This window comes from Gordonia sp. DT219, from assembly GCF_049847065.1.
Classification (GTDB): domain Bacteria; phylum Actinomycetota; class Actinomycetes; order Mycobacteriales; family Mycobacteriaceae; genus Gordonia.
Window position 1 is genome coordinate 299,417 of record NZ_JBNCNR010000002.1, and the last position, 17,016, is coordinate 316,432.

Below are 17,016 nucleotides of genomic sequence, written 5' to 3' on the forward strand. Positions count from 1 at the left end.
AAGCTAGTCGATAGCATCGTGGGCGTGCCCAGGAAGTTCGCGAGGAGATGGTTCGGAGGCAGCTCACGCGCATATGCCGATCTCGGTGAGTACTCGATCCAAATGACGTCGGCGTTCCTCGCGTCCGAACAGGCGCTCTCCGACATCGACTCCGCGGTGCAGACGGCCCACGACCTCGACTCACGATCGCGGCTGCGTGACGAGTGGACGGCCGTCCGGGAACGGTACGCCGAGGTGACTGCCGAATACCTGCGGCTCTCGGCCGCGGTGAACTCCGGCGCTCCCGCCGCCGATGGTGCCGGTCCCCGTCCCGACGAACTCCTACAGTGCACCGATTCGCTGACCTCGATGACCGAGGAGATGAACCGGTTCGCCCAGACCCACGCCCGCGAGCTCGACCGGGCGCGGCACTCGGTCACCGAACTCGGCGTGCTCGAACAGCGGGCGCGGGTGGCCGCCACCGAGTCCACCGCCGCGCTCGAACAGGCCCCGGCGTCCCTCCTCGGGCTGCGCACCGTGGCACGCGCCGCCGACGAGTTGCGCGATGCCGCCGTCGCATTCGAACGCGCCGAGGGCATCCGGGGGCGCAAGTCGGCGGCAACCGCTGTGCTCGCCGCCGCCGAACACGTCGGCACCGCGTTGACCGACGCCCCCGGCTTCGCCGATCGGGCCGCGCGCGTCATCCGGTCGGTCGATACCCGGCGCAGCGCGATCGGGACGCGTCAGGGTCAGGTTCCCGACCAGCTGTCCGCGCTGCGCCGCGAGTTCAGCGCCGATTGTTCGCAGGACCTGCAGAACTCCGACACGGTGATCCGAGACCACCTCCGGGCCGCCGACGCACATCTCGAAAAGTCACGTGCGGTGGTGCGCGGTATGCCCGACCAGGCGATCGACGAGGCAGAGGCCGCCCGCGACGACCTCGACGCCGCCGAGCAGGCCGTCGACGCCGTGGGCGACCGGTTACGACTGCTGCGCGATGTGCAAGCCGACCCGGCCGCGACCGAACAACGTGTGCGGTTCCGGCTACGGGACGCACAACACTTCGCGGTCAACAACTCACTGGTTGACGAATGGGGTTCGGTGCTCGATGCTCAGGCCGAGCGGATCTCGAGAGCCCGGGGGGCGCTGGACCGAGTTCATCCCGACTACTGGTCATATCTGACGCAACTACGCGCTGTCGATCAACGCGTCATCGAGATCGTCGACCGAATGAGAGGACAAGTGGGCGCACGATGACCACGACCGCCCCGAGGGGTGTGGACACCACGACGAGCGGCCCCGGCCCCACCCACTTCCACCAGCTCTCCTCCGACGTCCTCGATCACCTGTTCCTGCACCGGCCCGAAGCGATCTCGGGCCAGTGGCCGACGCAGCGGATCGCTGTCGCGCTGGGCGCGACGCTCTACGTGCCGGCGACCCGACCCGATCTGGCCGCGGTCATCGAACGCCGCCACCGGGAAGGTGTCATCTCGATGGTCATCGACCTCGAGGATGCGATCGCCGACCACCAGTCCGACGAGGCCATCGCGGCGACCGTCCGGGCACTGCGCCACCTCGAGGGCACCGCCGCCGGCGAGATGCTGCTGTTCGTGCGCGTGCGGCACACCTCGCAGATCGAGACGATCACCTCGATGCTGGACTCCGCAGGCGCGCTGTCGGGATTCGTGCTGCCCAAGTTCACCGCCGCCGAGGCCACTACGGCGCTGGAAGCGGTGCGGCGGGCCGGGACAGCGCTGGGCGGGCAGTTATGGGCGATGCCGGTGCTCGAGTCCGCCGCGCTGGTCCACCGGGAGACCCGCGACGACGAGTTGCTCGGCATTGCACAGGCTTTGGACGAGTACCGAGCCACCGTGCTGGCAGTGCGCATCGGCGCCACCGACATGTGCGGACTCTTCGGGATTCGCCGCGCCCGCGATCTGACGATCTACGACGTGCGGGTGGCCGCCGACGCCATCGCGTCGGTCGTCAACATCCTGGGCCGCGCCGAGGACGGACACATCATCACCGGCCCGGTCTGGGAGTACTTCGCCGACCACGAACGGCTCTTCGTGCCACAGCTGCGCACCACTCCGTTCCGCGACCACGACGCGGTGTTGTTCCGCCAGCAGCTCGTCAGCCATGATCTCGACGGCCTCCTTCGGGAGATCGCCCTCGACCGGGCGAACGGTATGCACGGCAAGACCGTCATCCATCCGGCGCATGCGGGACCGGTGCACGCGTTGAGTGTGGTCACCCATGAGGAGTATCGCGACGCCCTCGACATTCTGGCCGTCGACGCCGGTGGCGTCGCGGCGTCGTCGTACCGCAACAAGATGAACGAGATGAAGCCACACCGGAATTGGGCGATGCGGGTCATGGACCGGGCGGCCGCCTTCGGGGTGACCGCCCCCGGCGTCAACTTCGTCGACCTGCTGACCGCGGTGGACGCCGCGTGAGCACCACCGCCTCACCCGCTGCGGACCGGGTTGCCGGGGGCTGGGTCACCGACCGGTTCGGGGTGACGCTGGCCGGACGCGCCGGGCAATCGTCTTGGACTGTCCACGATCTCGTCGTTCTGGGACTGCGGCGCAACCGTCGTCGCGCGCATCTGCTGGTGTCGACGGTGCTCGGCAAACACATCCCGACCGCACCGAGCCGGGTGCGCGCCGCCGCCGATGATCTCGGTGACGCCGTGATCAACCTGCTGGGTGCCGACCTCGCGGCCCGCAGTACGGTCCTCGGCTTCGCCGAGACCGCCACCGGCCTGGGACACTGTGTGGCGCACAGGTTGTCGGCTCGGATGTACCTGCATTCGACGCGTCGGGCGGTCGAGGGAGCCTCGGTGTACGGCACCTTCGAGGAGGGCCATTCGCACGCCACCACCCACCTGCTGCTCCCGAGCTCTCCCGAGTTGCTCGCGCTCGACCCGGACGCACCCCTGGTGCTGGTCGACGACGAGATCTCCACCGGCTCGACGGCGTTGCGGGCGATCGCATCGCTCCAACAAATCGCTGCGCGTACCCACTATGTGGTGGCGTCCCTGGTGGACATGCGTACCGACGCCCACCGGGCCGAAACCGCCCGCGCAGCTGCCGAACTCGGCGTTCGCATCGATTACGTCGCACTCGCGGATGGTCGCGTCGAGCTTCCCGACGGTCTCCTCGAGTCGGTGTGGGCCGCCACAGCCGATCCCCTCAATCCGGTCGGCACCCACCGCGGCCGGGTCGACGAGTTGCATCTGCCATGGCCCGGCGGCGTGCCCGACGGCGGCCGACACGGCTTCGCCCACAGTGACACCGCGCCTTTCGATCTGGCCGTCGGGATTGCCGCCGCCGAGGTGCTCGGCGCCCTCGACCCCGAGCGCGAGACCGTGGTGGTTGGCCACGAGGAGCTCATGTATCTACCGCTGTGCCTGGCCGAGCACCTCGAGCGAGCCGGGGTGCCCACGCGCTATCAGACGACGACCCGCTCGCCCGCGCAGGTCCGGGACGTCGACGGTTATCCGCTGCGCCGCGGGTTCACGTTCACCGCACCCGAATCCGACCCGACCACACCACGTTTCGTGTATAACCTGCTCGCACCGGACGCCCCCGACCGCACTCCGGCGGTACTGCCGACGGTGGTCATGGTGATCGACCGGCCCGCCGACACGGAGCTGCTCCGCGCCGAGGGCGGCCTCCTCGACGTCCTCACCGCCGCCGGTCATGACGTGTGCCTGGCGATCCTGCCCACCGGCGGAGCCGCCCGATGAGCGTCCCCGTCTCGACACCGCCGCTGCGCGGACCCGAGTTCGGCTCGTATGCCGCCGACGAGGTCACCTGGCTACTGAAGGATCTGTCGCAGGTGGCCCTGGAGGGCGACCTCGCCGAACGGGAGCGCCGAATCCAGTCGGGGAAGGCACATTACGCCGAGTCGCTGCCGATCGAGTATCAGCCGGGAGAGCAGTACCAGGAACTGTTCCATGCGGCACTGCGTGATTCGGCCGCACGACTCGCCGAGGCCACCGGCGTGGTCAGCGAATTGGTGCTCGCCGAGCGCGACGAGGTGCCCACACTGGTGTCGCTGGCCCGCGCCGGGACGCCGGTCGGGATCTTGATGCGGCGCTGGATGGCATTCGCGCACAGCGTCGATGCGCCGCACTACACCATCTCGATCGTGCGGGACCGGGGCATCGATACCATGGCCCTCGACCACATCGCCGCCCGGCATCGCCCGGAGTCGGTGGTCTTCGTCGACGGGTGGACGGGCAAGGGGGCGATCCAGCGGGAACTCTCCGCGGCCCTCGCCGGGTACGCACGTGCCGGTGGCGCCCGGCTCGACGACGAGCTGGCGGTGCTCGCCGACCCCGGTTCGTGTACCCGCACGTTCGGGACCCGGGACGACTTTCTCATCGCATCGGCCTGCCTGAACTCGACGGTGTCCGGACTGGTGTCACGCACCGTCCTCAATGCCGACCACATCGGCCCCGCCGAGTTCCACGGCGGCAAGTTCTACCGGCATCTGCGCGAGTTCGACGTGTCGAACCTCCTCCTGGACACCGTGTCCGCGCAGTTCGCCACCGTTGCGCCGCAGGTCCGAACCCGGTTGGCCGCAGTGCGTTCGGGTGATCGCGAGCCGCGGTGGTCCGGCTGGGAATCCATGGAGCAGCTGCGTGAGGAATACGGCGTATCGTCGGTGAACTTCGTCAAACCCGGCGTCGGCGAGACCACCCGGGTCCTGCTCCGGCGAGTGCCATGGATGATCCTCGTGCGGGCGGCGGATCTGCCCGAGCACCAACATATTCGGATACTCGCCGCCGAACGCGGTGTGCCGATCGAGGTCCGGTCCGATCTCGCGTACTCGTGTGTCGGACTCATCAAGGAGGATGCGTGAGCGACCTGATCGCCACCGACCTCGACCGGACGCTGATCTTTTCCCGAACGGCCATGGGCGAGCAGCAGTTCGCCGCCCTCGATCCGGTCTGCGTCGAGATCTATCAGGACGCACCGTTGTCGTATCTCACGCCACGCGCCCATACCCTGCTGTCGCGGCTCGCCGCCGTGGCGCCGGTGGTCCCGGTGACCACTCGCACGCCGGCCCAGTTTGCCCGGATCACGCTGCCCGGCAGCCCGTTCCGATATGCCATCGTCTCCAGCGGCGGCCGGATCCTGTGTGCCGGCGGCGACGATCCGCAGTGGCGCGCCGAGGTCGAGCGCCGGGTGCGGACCTGCGCGCCGCTGGCCGAGGTGACCTCGGCGCTGCACACCCGGATCGACGACTCCTGGGTCCGCTCGTCGCGGACCGCGGACGACTTGTTCTGTTACGTCGTCGTCGACCTCGACCGGCAGCCGGCGGCATTCCTCGACGACTGGCGTGGCTGGTGCGCCGCCCGCGGGTGGACCGTCTCGCAGCAGGGCCGAAAGATCTATGCGTTGCCGCGTGAGGTCACCAAGTCGGCGGCGCTCGCCCACGTGCGGGCACGACTCATCGATGAGGGCGCACTCGATGCAGATGCCCCGGTGTATGCGGCCGGCGACGGTCGCCTCGACATCGATCTGCTCGAATATGCCGACGCCGCGATTCGGCCATGCCACGGAGAGCTCCACGGCATCGACTGGATGTGCCCCGATCTGACCGTCACCACCGAGCCGGGTGCGATCGCCGGCGAGCAGATTCTCGAATGGTTTCTCGCACGGGTCGGCGCAGATGCCAAGATTGGGTCATGACCGCACTGACCAAAGGACAGAACGCGCCGCTCCCCGGCGGTGAGGTGTTGATCTCGGTCGACGTCGGCACCGCAGCGGATCTGTCGGCATTGTTGGTGACCGACGCGATCAAGGTGCGGACGGACTCCGATTTCATCTTCTACAACCAGCCCACCGGGCCCGGCGTCGAGTTGCAGAATCCGACGGGTCGGCAAGTCCTACGGGTGCGGACCGATGGGCTGCCCGCCGACATACATGCCGTGCGCGCCGTCGTGACTCTTGACGACGCGTCGTCGAATTTCGGTCGTGTGGCGCCACCGGTCGCGCGGGTGGCCGACGCCCGCGGCGCCGAGTTGTTCACCTTCACCGTCGACGGGCTGTCCAGCGAATCGGTGGTCGTGGCCCTCGAGTTGTATCGGCGTGGGACGGACTGGAAGGTGCGCGCGGTCGGCCAGGGTTACGCAGGTGGGTTCGCCGATCTGATCCGCGATCACGGGGTCTCCGTCGACGACGCACCCGCCGCGACTCCCCCGGCCGCTCCCGCACCGCCGGCCGCCCCGGTGCCACCTCCCCCGGCGCCTGCTCGGACGCCACCGGCCGGTGCTCCCGGCGAGATCAGCCTGACCAAGAACCGGCGCGTGGATCTGGTGAAGGGACAGAAGGTTTCGCTCCGCAAGGACGGCGGGGTGGCGCTCACCCGCATCCGGATGGGCCTCGGCTGGGACCCGATCACCCGCGGCGGGTTCTTCGGCGGACGCCAACGTGACATCGACCTCGACGCGTCGGTGCTGATGTTCAGCGCCGGCCAGATCGCCGACATCGTCTATTACGGCAGTCTGCGCAGCGACGACAACTCGATCGTGCATTCCGGTGACAATCTGACCGGTCAGGGCGAGGGCGACGACGAGGTGATCCGCGTCGACCTCACCGCAATCCATCCGGCCATCGACAATCTCGTCTTCACCGTCACCTCGTATCAGGGGCAGACATTCCAGGAGGTCGACAACGCGTTCTGCCGGCTCGTCGACGAGACCACCGGCGCCGAGCTGGCCCGCTTCACCCTCGCCGGCGGGATGCCGTTCACCGGCGTGACCATGGCGGTCATCTCACGCGAGCACGGTGAGTGGAAGCTGCGCGCCATCGGCGAGGGCTTCCAGGGCAAGAAGCCCCGCGACGCCGTCCCCCACGCGGCCCGGCACCTGGCATGACACTGTCGGTCCGACCGGCCTCGAACTTCGATGACGTCGCCATCATGGTCGGCCCGAAACGCCCCGAGGCCACCGTCTGCTGGTGTCTGAGCCATCGACTCCCCAGCAAACTCAACCGTTCTCTCGTGAAAGAGGAACGCGGTCGATACGTCGAGAAGCTGTGCGCCGCCGATCCCCCGCCCGGCGTGCTCGCCTATCTCGACGATGAGGTCGTCGGCTGGGCAGCGGTCGCACCACGCTCTGCCTCCAACTTCGCGCGCAATCGCAAGATTCCGCACGTCGACGACCTCGACGTCTGGTCGCTGTGGTGTCTGCGGGTGCGCCCCCGGTCACCGCAAGACCGGGATCGTGCATCCGTTGATCGCCGGTGCCGTCGAGTTCGCGCGCGCGAACGGTGCTCCGGCGATCGAGGCATACCCTGTCGACAACGGGGGCGAGCGCGTCGATCTCACGATGGCCTTCGTCGGTACCCAGTCGATGTTCGAACGGGTCGGCTTCACCAAGGCCGCCGACACGACCTCTGTGCTCGATGGCTTCCCACGGGTCCTGATGCGTCTACCGCTGAATCGGTGACACGAACGGCCGGAATCGATCTCGCGGCATCACCCGCCTCGACGGCGGTCGCGGTCATCGAGCGGTCATCGAGTGGTCGTCGGCCGGCCGCTGAGCGTGTCGGCGGACAGGATCGCGCACGTCGCCTTTCGGTGCGCCGGACTCCTCGCCGACCTCGGCGTCGATGATCGCGTCGACGGCTGGGCCGTCGAGGCGTATCCGGCCGGGGCACTGCGACATTGGGGAATGCAGTCGCGGGGGTACAAGCGGACGGCCAATCGCGCCGCGCTCGCCGAGCTCGTCTCGACCCTTGCCGATGCCGCACCATGGCTTCGACTCGGGCCGCACCGGGCATTGATGGAGCGCGACGACGACGCTTTCGACGCGGTGATCACCGCCTTGGTCGCGCGCGCAGCCGATCTGGGCGATACACGTCTCCTCGAGGGCATCGACCGCGTAATTGCCCAGCGCGAGGGGTGGATTCACCTTCCGACGGTCCCACTGGACGCGCTGCTCTCCGATGGCCACTGAGGTGACCGCGCAGCGCAGAGCAAGCGACATCGAACGATGTTCTGTCAGCAGCACCGTCTTACCCACGCCGCGTAAGCCGTAGAGCACGAACGGCTGATCCGGGCGTCCCCGTTCGGTTTGCCGCAGCGTGGTGTGCCATCCGTTTGAGATCTAAACCGTTCCGCCACGAAGACTTGCCGTCGAGGAACTCCGCATACGCCGGCAGATCCAAGCCGGCCGATCGCCATTGACTAGCGGCGACGAAGACGATTTCGGCGGTGACGATCAGTGATCCGGTGCAGCGCTCGCGCCCTACCAGACCTCACCGACAGCACCGCGCACTCGCCACAGCCGCGAAACATGTTGTCCACAAGTAGTATTCGATACACAGATGCCGCAGATTTGGGTGCCATTGCCGGCGCATGCGTGTAAGATGGAGACATCGCATCGATCGCCAAGGGGGGCACCATGATCGCCGACATCACTTTTGAAAGCACCGATACCGCAGCAATTCTGGCCGGCATTGTCGACCAGCTCACCGAACTCCGTACCAGCCCGGATGTGAGCGGGCCGCAAGCACACGCCGCGATGCAACAGATTCTGCTGATCCGCAATCTCGCCGACCATCATGCAGCCACGTTCACCGGCGACCTCGGCCGACTCGATGTCGCCGATGGCAAGGGACGCCGGTTGCGGGAACTGTTGGTCGTGATGGGGTGCGCGCCCGCCGTCGCCGCACGGTTCGTACGGATCGGCACCGCCACCGACATCGACCCACTGCGACGCCACGCGGCCGACGGTTCCATCTCGTCCGAACACGCCGACGCGATCGTGCGGGGGCTGTCGCATATCGCTTATCGGTCACCCGAACCCGTCGACCCCGACATGCGGTCGGCGCAGCTGATGTCGCTGCAGTCATGGTGTTCGGCAGGGATGACGCCCGCTCAGATCACTGATCACGCCCGAACGATCGCCAACGAACTCGCCGCCGACACCGACGACGGTAAACCGGCGGCCGAAGACAAGTCGATCAACGAACTCGGCTACCACAAAACCGATGATGGCCGACTCGATGTGCGCGCCAACCTGGATGCTGTCGCCGGGGAGAAACTCCACAGCCTCGTCGAATCACTATCCGCGCCGAAACCCCAACCCGACGGCTCCCACGATCCACGGACAGTCGACCGCCGACGTGCTGATGCTCTCGAATCCATCTTGGAGCTTGCCGGAGAAGGTCTCGCCGATGAGACGGTGTCGTGCAAACCCACCGGCGGGGTCCTGTTGACGATTCCTGCCGATGCTCCGAAGCTGTCCGCACTCGAGTTCATGGGGTCCGTGACGCCCGCGACGGCGAAAACGTTGGGCTGTGATGCCGGGATCACCGTCGTCATCGTCGACGGCGAGCAGGTGCCGTTGAACGTCGGCCGCGAGAAGCGGTTGTTCACGCCTTCGCAGCGGAAAGCGTTGCTGCTCAGGGATAAATGCTGCGTGAAGTGCGGTGCACCCGCGTCACGCACCGCGGCGCACCATTTGCGCCACTGGGCTGACGGTGGCGCCACCGACCTCGACAACGGCTGCCTCCTCTGCACGAGCTGCCACCACGACGTCCATGACAGAGGGTGGGATGTGGTGATGGGGTTCGATCGGCATCCGTGGCTGATACCGCCGGCCACGGTCGATCCCCGACGACGCCCACAACCGGCCTACAACCGACGCACCCTGCGATTAGACGTCGCCGCCTGAAACAGGCTCATCCGCAACGACTTTCTGACCCTTGCCCCCGGCCAGCCGGGACCGCAATTGTTCCTTGAGAACTTCATAGGGCGCCGGCCCGGGACTCGGGCTTCCGCCTCGCCACGCCAACCACCGTTCGGAGCTGACTGCTGGCCGCGCCAGGCGGCTTTCGTCCTTCGCCGCCAAACGTCATCGGAGCGGAAACTCTTCGATCCAACGTCGCGCGAGCAATGGGATGATCTGTTGCACCCCGAGATGCCGAAAATGCTCGGACTCCCGGTGCGCCACGAAATCGGCAGCACTGCCGTACCTTTCGACGATCAGAATCTCGTCTGAGCCGTCCGGAGAGAGGTAGTAGTCGTATCCCCGGTTTCCCGGCTCGTCCCGACTGGCCGCTGCGAGCTGTTCGAGCAGGGCGAGCACCGTGGTGTGCTGATCGTCTGCCGGATGGTAATGCGCCAGCACCAGGTGCGAGGCGTCAGCCATGGTTCTTGCCTTCCATCGGGACCCACAGGTCTTGTTGGCTGGTCGATACGGCTACGGCGCCCAACTCCAACGCCTCGTCGACGTCCGCGCGGTCGTGTACGAAGCCGCTGACGATGAAGCTGGGCATCGCCTCCAAGAACTCCCCACGAAGCCGCGGGACCACCGGCCACGGCATCAGTTGCACGAGATGAGGTCTGCTCTGCGCGATCGAGGCGCGGATCCGGGGGAGGTTGGAGCGGTCGGTGGCGAAGACCTTCTGCAGGGTGAGCAGGCCGCTGTTGGCTGCCTTGGCGACGACAGCGGCATGCGTGGAGACGATCCCCATCACCCCGACGGACCGGAGGTAGTCGAGCCCGTCGGGGTTGGCGCTCAGGCCCTTGACGGTATCCACGTTCAGGATGACGAAGCTGCCCGCTTCCTGAACCTGCTGCACCACGGGCCCAACCTGCACCAGCGGCAGGTTGGCCAGGAAGCAGAATACCGTCGGTGCCTGCAGGAACGTGTCCAAGTCGGTGGTCCCGAACAAGGTGGCGATAACGGGTGCCGCATGTAGCCGGTCGACCACGGACATGGCGTGTGTTCCTTTCTCGACTCAGAGGCCGAACTTGCCTGGGTTGAACAGCCCCTTGGGGTCCAGCGCCGCCTTGGTGGCCGCGAGTACTCGATGCCCCTCGCCGAGCGCCTGACCAACGTACGGCGACCGCAGCAAGCCGACGCCGTGGTGATGACTGATGGCCGATCCCTTCGCGATGAGGATCTCGTTGACCGCCTTCCACACCTGGTCATACCAGTCCTGGCGGTGTTCGAGGTTCACCTCACCCCGCAGGGAGAAGTACAGGCATGCTCCGTCCACGTAGGCGTGCGACTGGTGCGCCGAACCGGCCAGGGTGCCCTCGACGGAATTGATTGCCGCGACCACCTCGTCGTAGATCTGCGGCAGGTCGGCCCACCGGGCAGCCATCTCCAGGGTGTCGGCGACGAAGCCCTTGCCTTCCGTAGGTTTGAAGCCCTCGGCCGACTTGCCGGTCAAATAACGAGTGTCCAGCCACTTTTCGAGAATGGCATCCTGGTCCAACGGCTGTGCAGCCGCGCAGACCTGCTCGGTAACAGTCATGACCGCATCCACCAGGGGCTGGTCGCCTTCATCGGCGATGAGAAGCACGTTGGTTTCCCCATGGCCGAACTGCACTCCCGATTCCAGATTGTCGTACAAGCGCAAGACGGCCGGGTTGGCGCCACGCTGCAGGATTTGCCGGCATGCCTCGAGTCCGGCGGCGAAGGTATCGAAACCGAACGCCAGGGCCCGGGAGTAGTCCGGCAGCCGGTGAAGTCGCAGACGGACTCCCACGATGACGCCCAGCAGGCCCTCGGATCCGACGAACACCTGGTTCAGGTCCGGTCCCACCGCCGCACGCGGGTTGCCTCCGGTGGTGATCAGGGAGCCGTCGGGCAGGACGACGTCGAGGCCGACGACCATGTCCTCGATCTTGCCGTACCGCGTGGACAACTGACCGGCGCCGCGGCATGCGGCCCAGCCGCCGACGGTGCTGATGCCGAACGAGGAAGGCCAGTGCCCGGTAGTGAATCCACGCTCCTGCAACCACGTTTCGAAGACGTCACCGAAGACGCCGGGCTCGGCGGACACGATCTGACTGGTCTCGTCGAGGTCCAGGATGCGGTCCAGGCCGCACACATCGAGCACGACGCCACCATGGACAGGCAATGCCGAGCCCGTCACGTTGGACCGGGCCGCGGACACTGTCAGTGGCACGCCTGCCCCACGGGTGATCCGTACCGCCTCCTGCACCTCCTCGACCGTGCCGGCCTTGGCGACGACCACGCCGTCGGTGCCACCACGGCCATCGGTCTCCGCGATCATCGTGCCGGCCCACCAGTCCCGCACACCGTCGCGCACTTTCGTGGGATCGGTGACCACCTCCAGACCGGCGGCCCGCAGCTTCTCGACCACCTCGTCGGGCGCCGGCACGGTGTTCTCGAACCGTTGTCCGGTGGCGACGGGGGCGCCCGCGCGGGCAAATTTCGGTTGGGTCGGTGCGCCTACCTGATAGTCGCCCCGGTTGTAGCCCCGGCGGATAGCTTCTTTGCTGATCATCAGATGTATGCCTCCTGCTTGATGTCGGTGTTGAGGGTGGCCACTTCATCGGCCACGGATGCGTTGTACTGGCGCAACTGTTCGGCGGCCTGTGCCTCGGATACGGCGCCCTCGGTGACCAAGAGCTGGGCAACCTGGGCGGCTGCCTGCAGCGACGCGTCCCGAGCGAACAACCGCGATCTGGTGCGGCGCTCCAAGATGTCGGCGACCGTACCGGCCATCTCGTGCCGGATCGCATAGACCGCCTCCCCGGTGGCGTTAGGCATTCCGGTCACGAGCGGCTCGGCCATCTCCGGGTTGGACTCGATGATGTCGGCGACGAAATGCGATTCGTTGCCGTAACGCTCACCCAGATGAGCTGCAAGGCCACCGGTGGCCGTGGTCGATTCCGCGTCGTAACCGGCAGCACCGAGCAGGTACTGCTTGACGGTGTGCGAACGACCTCGCACACCCAGTACCCGCTGGACCGCGTCAACGGTCTGCTCGCCCATGTGGCGGGCGGTGGTCAACTTGCCTCCGACGACCGTCACCAGTCCGTCGGCGTCCACCCGGATCTCGTGATTACGTTTGGCATCAACCGTTTTCCCGCCCGGCTGGGCGATGAGCGGCCGGGTGCCGCCGATCGAGCCGACGACGTCGTCGGCGTCCAGGTCGGTGTTCAACGCGGTCCGGGCTCCGTCGATCAGGAAGTCGCGTTCCTCGGCGGTGCAGTACACCGCGTTCAGGTCGCCGGTGTAATCGTCGTCCGTGGTGCCCAACAACGCGTGGTCGCCCCACCGGGTGATCGTCGCGCGTCGCGACCGTCCCGGAACCGGAATGGTGACGGTGCAGTCATTGCGGATCTTCTGCCACGGCACCGCGATGTGAACGCCCTTGGCGGGCCTGATCGGTGGCACGTCCGCGTCGGGCAGGGCACCGTTCCAGTCCCGCAGCCACGAACCGGTCGCCATGACCACACAGCGCGCCCGCACCGACACCGAGCGGTCGCCCAGGTCGACCTCGACACCGCCGATCCGACCGTGCTCACGGCGCAGGTCGGTGACCGTGGCGTGGTTGAGCGTCACCGCACCCAGGTGCGCCGCGGTCCGGGCGACGGTCAAGGTCAGGCGGGCATCGTCGACACGGGCGTCGAAGTACATCAACCCGAACTTGAGCCGGTCCTGTTTGAACGTAGGACAGTGCGAGAGCACCTCCGCCGCAGACAGTTTTTGATGCAGGATGCCCTCGCGCCATCCACCGGCCAGATCGTAGGTCCACAGCAGAGCTTCGAAACCGGCCGCCAGCCGCGGGTCGAACACCCCGTCCTGACTCAGCACCGGGAACAGGAACGGCAGTCGGTGTACCAGGTGAGATGCGTTGCGGCGCAGTCGTTGCCGCTCCAGCAACGAATGCCGCACGAGCCGTAGATTGCCCTGCTCGATGTAGCGCAGACCACCGTGGACCATCTTCGATGACTTCGACGAGGTGCCGGACGCGAAATCGTCCTTCTCGATCACGGCGACGCGCAGGCCGCGACGAGCGGCATCGAGGGCCGCGTACGTTCCGGTGATACCACCTCCGACGATGACCACGTCGAAGAGTTCGGACTCCAGCCGCGACACCATCGTGGCGCGGGTGAAGTCCAACGGTTCGGTGCGGACCATCGCGGCGCGCTTGGAATCTATTGCGCGTGCGGGTAGGGAAACCATTGGGGTACTACCTTTCTGACGATGACTGAAGTCGGTTGTGATCGAGCTCGGCCAGCTCGGCGTCTATCACCGAGCGCCAGGCGTGGATGCGGGTGCGGCGTTCGTCCTCGGTGATCTGCGGTTCGAAGACCTCCGGAACATGCAGGGTCGCCACCGCTTCGGCCAAGGAGCCCCAGATCAGATCCAGGCCGGCCAGGAATGCCGCGCCACGCACCGTCGCCTTGTCGGTGTCCCAGTAGCGCAGCATCGGCAGGCCCGTCAGATCTGCTTGAAGTTGCACCAGCGGGTCACTCAACGACAGACCGCCGCCGACACGAACAGAGTGTGGCGCCGTTCCGGCGATGGACCGGTTGGCGTCGACGCTGCGAGCCACGCACTGGGCAATGCCCTCGAGCATCCCTTGCGCCAGGTCGACCCGGGTGGTCGCCAGGTTCAGGCCCGTCAACGTCCCCCGCACTCGGGTCTCCACCCGAGGCAGTCGGACACCGGTCAAGGTGGGGGCGAAGGCGGGCACGGGCCGTGACCACAGCGGCTGCTTGCCCGCCAGGGCCGAGATCTCTTGCGGCGACGAGAACCATGCCAGCTCGTCGCACGCCCATTGCAGCGCCGACCCGGTGGTGGCGGTGTAGTTCTCCAGCGCCAGCACCGGACCGCCCCGCTTCCACGCGATATGACGTACGACCGCATCTGGCGTCGTCGCCGGCATGACCAGGTCGGAGCTGATGACCTGGTCCACGAAGCTGCCGGTCCCGTGAATACATGTGCCCTCGGATGGCGCCAAGCAACCGAGACCCAGCAGAGCTGCATGCTGATCGCCGATGACCGCGCGGATCGGCACCCGGATGCCCAGCACGTCGGGATCGGTGTGGGCGAGCTCGCCGCCGTCGTCGACGAGCTCCGGCAGCAGATCGGTCGGCAGGCCGGTGGCGGCGATCCAGTCGTCGAAGTAGATGCCTGCCGCCAGGTCGTACCCTCCGCACGCCACCACGTTGGTTGCCGACGTGACGTTCCGCCGGCCGCCGGTCAGGTTCCAGGTGAGCCAGGTGTCAACGGTGCCGAACCGCAACGCCCCTCGCCGGTACGCGGCAGCAACCTGCGCATCTTCGCGAACCCGGTGCGCGGCCCACAGATACGGGGACCGCACTCCGGCGACCCGACCGGTGACCGACTGCAGACGCGGGTTCCAGACCGACGCGAGGTCGCCCAGCTCCTCGGCGTAGCGGGTGTCCTGCCAGACCATGCCAAGGCCGATCGGCCTACCGGACTCGGCATCCCACAGCACCGCCGAGGACCGCTGCACCGCGATGGCAGTTGCCACCACCTCGACGCCCTCGGCAGCGGCGTGCGCGAGGACCGCGCGGGCGGCATCGCGCGTCTCGATCCAGATCTCGTCGAAGTCCTGCTCGACCACCCCGGCGACCGGGTGCTGCAACGTCAGCGGGCGGTACGTCAGGTGCCGGACCTCACCGGTCTCGGTGACGAGCGCGGCCCGGGTGCCGGTGGTGCCCTCGTCGATGGCGAGGATGGCCTTCTCACTCATGACCGCACACCCTCGGTGACCGGGGACGCGGGAGTGGAAGCAAACCGGGGTGCATCGGTCTCCTCGTCCGGGGACAACGGTGCACGCGTCGGCTCCCACCGGATCACCGAACAGATGATGAACGCCAACAGCGGGGCGACCGAGACGATCAGGAACGTGTTACCCAGGCCCACCGCACTCTTCAACAGCGGGAACACGACCAAGCCGATCGCTGCGCCCAGGGCGCCGATCGCGCCGATGAAGCCGTTGGCGGTTGCGCGTACTTCAGACCGAAAAGACAATGAGGACAGAGACTTTCCGTTGCCGCCTGGGCCGGCCGACTGCGCCAGGATGAACACCGACGGCACCACGAAGCCGAGCCACAGCGGAAAGTCTTGGTAGAAGAAGCCCAGAATCACCAGGATCACGAAGACGACCGCGAAACCCCACTTGGACGCGACGCGTAGACCGAATCTGTGCGCGATCGCCGCCGAGCAGAAGCCGCCCAGGATGCCGAACAGGTTGAAGACCAGGGTGCCGAACGTATTGAACACGAAATCGGAGCCGAACAATGCGACCGAGATGATCGGCAGGTACCAACCCACACCGAAGTACTGGATCGATTGCACCAACTGCACCGTGGTCGCCACGATCGTCCGCGGGAGATAGGTCCCGCGAAAGATCAGAGCGATGTTTGCCACGCCCCGGTCGGCCACCGGAGCAACGTTTTCCCGCACCGGTTCGCCTGCCTCGACATTTGCGCCGAACGCCTTGCTCAACGAGCGGGCCGATTCCACCAGCCGCCCCTTGCGCGCCAGCCAGGTGGGCGACTCCACGAGGTACTTCGCCTGCAGCACCAACAGGACCAGCGCCACGAGGCCGCAGACCCCGAGCAGGTAACGCCAGATCGAAAGGCCCGCACCGAGCTTGTAGAACAGGATCGCCAGCAACAGGTTCGCCGACACCGCTACGTACCAGATCCCCTGCCAGGTGTTCAGCCGCGCGGCGAACTTCTTCGGAGTGAACTCGGCCAGCATGGCCATCGCGATGGCGAAGTCGATTCCATAGGCCATTCCCACCAGTATCCGACCGCCGGCAACCCCGACCAGCCCGACTGCGGTGGCCGCCACGACGGCACCCACCAGGGAAAGCGCCTTGGCAGCGATCAGCAGGCGCACCCGGCCCCACCGGTCTGCCAGCCACCCACCGATCGGATTGAACGCCAACGCAACCCAGGACGACAACGACGTGAGAAGCGAGACCTGGCCGGCGCTGAGGGAAAGGTCGTCCGTCATCGGGCCGAGGCCTGCGCTCATGGCGGAGTTCGACAACGCCTCCAAAAAGAGGCCACCCAGCAGCAGCCACCAGACGAGGCCGGCGTGTCCTCGTATACCCGGCCGGGAGTCGATGAAATCCGTGACGTCCTTGACGCCGCGGATCGTGGTGAGTGAAGACACGCCATTGTCCTTCCGGTCATCCTGCAAGGAAGTGGCCCGGAAACACGAAAAAGGGCAGCCAAGAACCTCCTGCAGGAAGTCTCTTG

General features: G+C 66.9%; 13 protein-coding genes and 2 pseudogenes. 9 read left to right on the forward strand and 6 right to left on the reverse strand.

Going from position 1 to position 17,016, the window contains the following annotated elements; translation table 11 throughout:
• The first annotated feature begins 102 nt into the window (after positions 1 to 102).
• The 9 genes and pseudogenes from ACPXB3_RS04815 to ACPXB3_RS04855 all read left to right on the forward strand — a co-directional run bounded on the left by ACPXB3_RS04815 (position 103) and on the right by ACPXB3_RS04855 (position 9,676).
• Positions 103 to 1,236: a hypothetical protein gene (locus ACPXB3_RS04815; RefSeq protein ID WP_425706246.1), complete on the forward strand. Its 1,134-nt coding sequence runs from the start codon at positions 103 to 105 to the stop codon at positions 1,234 to 1,236.
• Entirely contained in the window at positions 1,233 to 2,435 is a 1,203-nt protein-coding gene (locus ACPXB3_RS04820; protein WP_425706172.1) for an HpcH/HpaI aldolase/citrate lyase family protein, read from the forward strand. Before ACPXB3_RS04815 ends, ACPXB3_RS04820 begins: the two co-directional genes overlap by 4 nt.
• Positions 2,432 to 3,730, forward strand: a complete 1,299-nt coding sequence (locus tag ACPXB3_RS04825) for a phosphoribosyltransferase family protein (protein ID WP_425726708.1) — start codon at positions 2,432 to 2,434, stop codon at positions 3,728 to 3,730. Before ACPXB3_RS04820 ends, ACPXB3_RS04825 begins: the two co-directional genes overlap by 4 nt.
• Positions 3,727 to 4,851 carry a cysteine protease StiP family protein gene (locus ACPXB3_RS04830; RefSeq protein WP_425726710.1) on the forward strand — a complete coding sequence of 375 codons (1,125 nt, stop codon included), beginning with the start codon at positions 3,727 to 3,729 and terminating at the stop codon, positions 4,849 to 4,851. Before ACPXB3_RS04825 ends, ACPXB3_RS04830 begins: the two co-directional genes overlap by 4 nt.
• The gene (locus tag ACPXB3_RS04835) at positions 4,848 to 5,684 is read left to right on the forward strand and encodes an HAD family hydrolase (protein ID WP_425706169.1); all 837 of its coding nucleotides are present in this window, start codon (positions 4,848 to 4,850) and stop codon (positions 5,682 to 5,684) included. The genes ACPXB3_RS04830 and ACPXB3_RS04835 overlap by 4 nt, the downstream gene beginning before the upstream one ends.
• Positions 5,681 to 6,871, forward strand: coding sequence for a TerD family protein (locus ACPXB3_RS04840; protein WP_425726712.1), 1,191 nt, complete (start codon positions 5,681 to 5,683; stop codon positions 6,869 to 6,871). Before ACPXB3_RS04835 ends, ACPXB3_RS04840 begins: the two co-directional genes overlap by 4 nt.
• Positions 6,868 to 7,444 (forward strand): annotated as a pseudogene (locus ACPXB3_RS04845) (GNAT family N-acetyltransferase). Before ACPXB3_RS04840 ends, ACPXB3_RS04845 begins: the two are co-directional and overlap by 4 nt.
• Positions 7,445 to 7,456: 12 nt before the next feature.
• A pseudogene (locus tag ACPXB3_RS04850) lies at positions 7,457 to 7,954 on the forward strand (DUF429 domain-containing protein); the annotation flags it as partial.
• 447 nt (positions 7,955 to 8,401) lie between these two features.
• Complete coding sequence (locus tag ACPXB3_RS04855; RefSeq protein WP_425726714.1) at positions 8,402 to 9,676, forward strand: DUF222 domain-containing protein; 1,275 nt, start codon at positions 8,402 to 8,404, stop codon at positions 9,674 to 9,676.
• A gap of 180 nt (positions 9,677 to 9,856) precedes the next feature.
• Here the strand turns inward: ACPXB3_RS04855 and ACPXB3_RS04860 are convergent, their stop codons facing one another.
• Genes ACPXB3_RS04860 through ACPXB3_RS04885 form a run of 6 tightly spaced genes read right to left on the reverse strand, consistent with a single transcriptional unit; the run spans position 9,857 to position 16,930 of the window.
• On the reverse strand, positions 9,857 to 10,153 hold the full coding sequence (locus ACPXB3_RS04860) for a putative quinol monooxygenase (protein ID WP_425726717.1): 297 nt from the start codon (positions 10,151 to 10,153) through the stop codon (positions 9,857 to 9,859).
• Positions 10,146 to 10,724: a glycerol-3-phosphate responsive antiterminator gene (locus ACPXB3_RS04865; protein ID WP_425726719.1), complete on the reverse strand. Its 579-nt coding sequence runs from the start codon at positions 10,722 to 10,724 to the stop codon at positions 10,146 to 10,148. The genes ACPXB3_RS04860 and ACPXB3_RS04865 overlap by 8 nt, the downstream gene beginning before the upstream one ends.
• A gap of 21 nt (positions 10,725 to 10,745) precedes the next feature.
• Entirely contained in the window at positions 10,746 to 12,266 is a 1,521-nt protein-coding gene (locus tag ACPXB3_RS04870) for an FAD-binding oxidoreductase (protein ID WP_425726721.1), read from the reverse strand.
• Positions 12,266 to 13,954 (reverse strand): FAD-dependent oxidoreductase, encoded by a 1,689-nt coding sequence (locus tag ACPXB3_RS04875; protein WP_425726723.1) that lies wholly within the window; start codon positions 13,952 to 13,954, stop codon positions 12,266 to 12,268. The genes ACPXB3_RS04870 and ACPXB3_RS04875 overlap by 1 nt, the downstream gene beginning before the upstream one ends.
• Before the next feature lie 7 nt (positions 13,955 to 13,961).
• Positions 13,962 to 15,494 carry an FGGY family carbohydrate kinase gene (locus ACPXB3_RS04880; protein ID WP_425726725.1) on the reverse strand — a complete coding sequence of 511 codons (1,533 nt, stop codon included), beginning with the start codon at positions 15,492 to 15,494 and terminating at the stop codon, positions 13,962 to 13,964.
• Entirely contained in the window at positions 15,491 to 16,930 is a 1,440-nt protein-coding gene (locus ACPXB3_RS04885) for an MFS transporter (protein ID WP_425726727.1), read from the reverse strand. Before ACPXB3_RS04885 ends, ACPXB3_RS04880 begins: the two co-directional genes overlap by 4 nt.
• Positions 16,931 to 17,016: the final 86 nt, after the last annotated feature.

What these genes read in the sequence shown, in the direction of transcription:
- ACPXB3_RS04855 (WP_425726714.1), top strand. Translation starts at nt 8,402, where the DNA reads ATGATCGCCGACATCACTTTTGAAAGCACCGATACCGCAGCAATTCTG.
- ACPXB3_RS04820 (WP_425706172.1), top strand. Translation starts at nt 1,233, where the DNA reads ATGACCACGACCGCCCCGAGGGGTGTGGACACCACGACGAGCGGCCCC.
- ACPXB3_RS04815 (WP_425706246.1), top strand. Translation starts at nt 103, where the DNA reads ATGACGTCGGCGTTCCTCGCGTCCGAACAGGCGCTCTCCGACATCGAC.
- ACPXB3_RS04830 (WP_425726710.1), top strand. Translation starts at nt 3,727, where the DNA reads ATGAGCGTCCCCGTCTCGACACCGCCGCTGCGCGGACCCGAGTTCGGC.
- ACPXB3_RS04840 (WP_425726712.1), top strand. Translation starts at nt 5,681, where the DNA reads ATGACCGCACTGACCAAAGGACAGAACGCGCCGCTCCCCGGCGGTGAG.
- ACPXB3_RS04865 (WP_425726719.1), bottom strand. Translation starts at nt 10,724, where the DNA reads ATGTCCGTGGTCGACCGGCTACATGCGGCACCCGTTATCGCCACCTTG.
- ACPXB3_RS04860 (WP_425726717.1), bottom strand. Translation starts at nt 10,153, where the DNA reads ATGGCTGACGCCTCGCACCTGGTGCTGGCGCATTACCATCCGGCAGAC.
- ACPXB3_RS04875 (WP_425726723.1), bottom strand. Translation starts at nt 13,954, where the DNA reads ATGGTTTCCCTACCCGCACGCGCAATAGATTCCAAGCGCGCCGCGATG.
- ACPXB3_RS04880 (WP_425726725.1), bottom strand. Translation starts at nt 15,494, where the DNA reads ATGAGTGAGAAGGCCATCCTCGCCATCGACGAGGGCACCACCGGCACC.
- ACPXB3_RS04870 (WP_425726721.1), bottom strand. Translation starts at nt 12,266, where the DNA reads ATGATCAGCAAAGAAGCTATCCGCCGGGGCTACAACCGGGGCGACTAT.